The 4590-nt window shown below is 70.3% G+C and carries 6 protein-coding genes; 5 read left to right on the top strand and 1 reads right to left on the bottom strand.

Features of this window, described 5'->3' with window-relative positions; translation table 11 throughout:
- The 4 genes from VB716_RS07875 to bioA all read left to right on the top strand — a co-directional run.
- The coding region (locus tag VB716_RS07875) for an alpha/beta hydrolase (protein WP_323270178.1) at positions 1–799 on the top strand (799 nt) is incomplete at its 5' end.
- The gene (locus VB716_RS07870) at positions 796–1605 is read left to right on the top strand and encodes a methyltransferase domain-containing protein (protein WP_322758410.1); all 810 of its coding nucleotides are present in this window, start codon (positions 796–798) and stop codon (positions 1603–1605) included. The genes VB716_RS07875 and VB716_RS07870, both read left to right, overlap by 4 nt.
- A gap of 84 nt (positions 1606–1689) precedes the next feature.
- The gene (bioD, locus tag VB716_RS07865) at positions 1690–2418 is read left to right on the top strand and encodes a dethiobiotin synthase (protein WP_323270177.1); all 729 of its coding nucleotides are present in this window, start codon (positions 1690–1692) and stop codon (positions 2416–2418) included.
- A 279-nt stretch (positions 2419–2697) separates the two neighbouring features.
- Positions 2698–4014 (top strand): adenosylmethionine--8-amino-7-oxononanoate transaminase, encoded by a 1317-nt coding sequence (gene bioA, locus VB716_RS07860; RefSeq protein ID WP_197158890.1) that lies wholly within the window; start codon positions 2698–2700, stop codon positions 4012–4014.
- 15 nt (positions 4015–4029) lie between these two features.
- On the opposite strand, the gene VB716_RS07855 is transcribed toward bioA, so the two are convergent.
- Positions 4030–4296, bottom strand: coding sequence for a DUF3143 domain-containing protein (locus VB716_RS07855; protein ID WP_197156874.1), 267 nt, complete (start codon positions 4294–4296; stop codon positions 4030–4032).
- Between the two features lie 62 nt (positions 4297–4358).
- On the opposite strand from VB716_RS07855, the gene VB716_RS07850 reads away from it, so the two are divergent.
- Positions 4359–4590: hypothetical protein (locus VB716_RS07850; protein ID WP_323249073.1), on the top strand; the 232-nt coding region annotated here is incomplete at its 3' end.

Genomic DNA, 4590 nt, shown 5'->3' with positions numbered 1-4590 from the left:
GACCCTCCAGGTGATCGCCATGCACGGCTGGGGCGGCGACAGCCGGGCCTGGGAACCCTGGCGGCAGCTGGCGGAGCAGCGGGGCTGGCAATGGCAGAGCGGCGAACGGGGCTACGGCTCCCTACCGCCACTGCAACCCACCTGGATCACAAGCGGCGCGGCCGCGGCCAGGCCCCGCGTGCTGATCGGCCACTCCCTCGGCCCCCACCTGGTGCCGGCGACCGTGCTGGCAGCCGCCGATCTGGTGGTGCTGCTGGCCAGTTTCGGGTGCTTCGTGCCGGAGGGCCGCGATCGCCGGCGGCTGCAGCGGGGGCTGGCCGGTATGGCGGCGCCGCTGCAGGCCCACCTGACCAGTGGCAAGGAGAGCAGCGAGCGTGCCGTTCAGAGCATGCTCGCGGCCTTTCTGCAGCAAGCGGCCGATCCTGCTGATGCAGCCCTGCTGCCCCCCGGACCGGAAAGAGACCCGATCACCCCCGCAGGCTGCCGGCGCCTGCTCGATGACCTGGAACGACTGGAACACTGCGACGGCCTGCCGACCGGATTTCCCGCTGCGGCCCAGGTGCTGATCGTGGAGGCGGAGGCCGATCGGATCGTGGTGCCCGCCGCCCGGACCCTGCTGTGCGACGCCCTTCCCACAGCCGCGGTGGAGGTACTGCCCGGCGCCGGCCACAGCCTGCTGCAGACCAACGTGGAGCCGTTGGTGTTCAGCTGGCTGGAGGCCAGGCAGTGCCCGTGGGGCCAGGCAGGGGGGAGCGGTGCATCGGCCTCGGAGCCGGTACCGGCTGGGTCTGCCGAATGACGGATGCCGCGGCCTTCGGCACGACAGCGGCGACGCGATTCGGCTCGCAGGTGCGGCAGCGATTCGCCGGTGGAGCCAGCGACTACGACCAGGCGGCCCATCTGCAGCGCGCGGTGGCTTGGCGGCTGGCACACCACTGCCGCGAGCTGCCGCTGCCGCCAGGCCCCAGAGCAGACCTCGGCGCCGGCACCGGGCTGCTCAGCCGGGCCCTGCTGGAGCAATGGCCCTCGTCTTACGGCTCGCCCCGGCTGCAGCAGATCGATCTCTGCCCCGAACTGCTGGCCCGCAACCCACTGGCCAACGGCCAGGAGCAGCGGGGCTGGGATCTCGAGCGCGGGCTGCCAGCGGAGGTAGAGCCGGCGGCCCTGCTGGTCTCCAGCTTCGCGCTGCAGTGGCTGGAGCACCCGGCGGAGCAGCTGGAAAGCTGGTGCCACAGCCTCGTGCCAGACGGCTGGCTGGCCCTGGCGGTGCCCACCAGCGGCAGCTTTCCCCAATGGCGCGCCGCCGCCGCCGCCGCCGCCGTGCCCTGCACGGCCCTGATCCTGCCGAACGCAGCGGAGCTGTTCGCCGCGACCGAGCGTGGCGGACTGGTGCTGCGGCACTCCCAGGTGCTCCACTTTCAGCGGCCGTGCGTCGACGGGCGCGAGGCCCTGGGACGGATGCGCACCCTTGGCGCCGGAGCCAGCCGCAGCGCGCCACTGTCCCCGGTGCAGCTGCGACGGCTGCTGCGCCACTGGAAGCAACCCGGCCTCACTTGGGAGGTGTTGCTGCTGCTCGGCTCTCGCCCCACTGCCGGGGGCAGCTGACGAGGGCAGCTGACGGGGGGCGCTGAGCAGAATCACGCGTGCTGCTGCGGTTCTGCACGCAGTGACGCTGTCTTCGTCAACACGATGCCCGCCATCCACCGCCACGACCCATCCAGCACCGACCCAGGCACGGCCAGCGAAACAGCGAACTACGACGCCGAAGAGAACCGCAGTGGCCTGGTGATCTGCGGCACCGACACCGACGTGGGCAAGACGGTGGTGAGTGCCCTGGTGGTGCAGGGCCTGGGGGCCCGCTACTGGAAACCGGTGCAGAGCGGCCTGGACGGCGAGGGGGATCGGGGCCGGGTGCAGGATCTGCTGCATCTGCCCCCGGAACGGCTTCTGCCCGAGGCCTACCGGCTGCAGGCACCGGTCTCACCCCATTGGGCCGCCGAGCGACAGGGCCTCACGATCGACCCCGAGCGGCTCAGGTTGCCCGCCGGCGCGGGAGCCCTGGTCGTGGAAACCGCCGGTGGTCTGCTGGTGCCGCTGCGCCGCGACTGGCTGCAGATCGAGCAGGTTCAACGCTGGGGGCTGCCGGTGCTGCTGGTGGCCCGCAGCGGCCTGGGCACCCTCAACCACACTCTGCTCTCGCTCGAAGCCCTGCGGGCCAGGCGGATCCCGGTGCTGGGGCTGGTGCTGAACGGCCCCCTCCATCCCGACAACCCCCGCACCCTCGAAGAACTGGGGGGTGTGCCGGTACTGGCGGAGCTGCCGCCGCTCGACCCCCTGGAGGCCAGCGGCCTGCAACGACAGTGGCAGCGTTCCGAGCTGCCCCGTAAGCTGGCCCAATGGGCAAGAAACACCTCTTGATCAGCGGTGCCGTCGCCGTTCTTTGCGGAGCCATCCTGGTGCTCTTCACCGACATTGAAGTGCGGACTGTCCGCTGGTTCAGTTGCGGACCCCTGAGCACCAGCGGAGAAAAAAGTTCTGAAGTCTGCCGCTGATCCCACGGGTCCCTCCCGCTTCCAGGCAGACATCCGCATCCAGCGGTCGAGGATCCCAGTCAGCCATGACATCAGGGAATGAGGAGGACCACCATTCGGTTGTGCTTTGAATTCCTGGCAGCACAGCCGCACCATGCCGATCCGGATGAACGGAACCCAACTCCCTGAGTGTCTGGATCCGGTGGCCTCTCCTGGCTCTTCCTGGCATCCCAATCTCTGGCATCCCACCACTCAGGTGGCCACGGCCGAGCCACCGCTGCGGGTGGTTGCCGGCAAAGGCGTCTGGCTGGAACTGGAGGATGGTCGTCGCCTGATCGACGCGATCAGCAGCTGGTGGGTGACCCTGCACGGTCACGCCGAACCGCGCATCGCCGCGGCGATCGCCACCCAGGCCGTCACCCTCGAGCAGGTGATCTTCGCCAATTTCCGCCACCCCCCGGCCGAACGGCTGGCCGAACGGCTCAGCGCCGTCACGGGGCTGGACCGCCTCTTCTTCTCAGACAACGGCTCCACCGCCGTGGAGGTGGCCCTCAAGATCGCCTGGCAGTGGTGGCACAACCGCGGTGAGCAGCGCTCCCAGCTGATCGCCTTCAGCGGGGCCTACCACGGCGACACCTTCGGGGCCATGGCGGTGGGGGAACGCTCCGCCTTCTCAGCAGCGTTCGAGCCGTTGCTGTTCCACGTAGCCCGCGCCCCCTGGCCCGCCACCTGGTGGGCTGACGCCACGGTGGAGGCCCGCGAGCAGGAGGCCCTGCAGCAGCTCGACAGCCTGCTGGAAACCCCGACCGCCGCCGTGATTCTCGAGCCGCTGGTGCAGGGGGCCAGCGGCATGGCGATGGTGCGGCCGGCCTTCCTGCAAGCCGTGGAACAGCGAGTGCGGCAGGCCGGCGCCCTGTTGATCGCCGATGAGGTGCTCACCGGCTTCGGCCGCTGCGGGGCCCTGTTCGCCAGCCAGCGGGCCGGCATCCAGCCCGACCTGATGGCCCTCTCCAAGGGCCTCACCGGTGGCTTCCTGCCGATGGGGGTGACCATGGCCCGCGAAGGGCTGTTCGAGGGATTCGTGGGGAATCAGCCGGAGCTCACCTTCTTCCATGGCCACAGCTTCACCGGCAATCCGCTCGGCTGCGTCGCCGCCCTGGCCAGCCTCGATCTGCTGGAGGAGAACCCCGATCGCTACCGGGGAATCGAAGAACGCCACCGCCCCCATCTGGAACGGCTGGCGGCCCATCAGCAGGTGAAGCGGCCCCGACTTCTGGGCGGCATCGCTGCCTTCGATCTGGGGGCCGAACCGGCCAGTTATTTCAATCCGGCCGGCAAGGAGCTGGCACGGCGAGTGCGGGAGCACGGGGTGTTTCTGCGGCCCCTGGGTTCCGTGGTGTATCTGATGCCGCCCCTGTGCATGGAGGCGGCGGAACTGGACGCGTGCTACGCCGCCATCGCCACGGCGCTCGACGAGGGCTGAGCCTGCGGGTGCCCTTCAGGGCCCAGCCAGGATCGCCGCCTCCACATCGGCGCGGGGCAGTCCGTAGGGGAAGTGCCGCACGCTCTGCTGACCCTCCTGGTGCCAGGTCACCTTGAGTTCGTCAACTTCCAGCACGATCTGGGCGCTCCAGCGGGGCTGGTGCAGATCCCACTGGGATGGATCCGTCCGCGACTGGCTCCCGCCCAGCTGGCGCAGCCACTCCTCCAGTCGGGGCAAGGGGTGCTTGTAGAGAGGGATCTCGGGAGGAATCGGGCTCGCCATCGTCGTGAAGGGCTGCGGCGGTGCCCTCAGTCTGCGACGCAGGTCGCTCGCCAGGCTGCGCTGTGGCTGCTTTGACCGGTGGGAGTGGGGCCGCCTCCACCCACCAGCTGGGGCGCTGGATCATCTCCACCCCCCGGGCCCAGGCCAGCCCCAGGCCCAGCACCAGACTCAGCACCAGGGCACACCCCAGCAACAGCAGGGCGAACCACTCACCCCCGGAGAGAGGACGACGCACCGGCACCGGTCGGGGCGTGGCGCGCGACGGGGCCGCCGGTCGGCTGACGGGCGCCACCG

This window comes from Synechococcus sp. CCY9201, assembly GCF_034931105.1.
GTDB lineage: Bacteria > Cyanobacteriota > Cyanobacteriia > PCC-6307 > Cyanobiaceae > CBW1002.
Note: the sequence above shows the minus strand (reverse complement) of the source record. Positions and strands in the feature narration are given on the sequence as shown.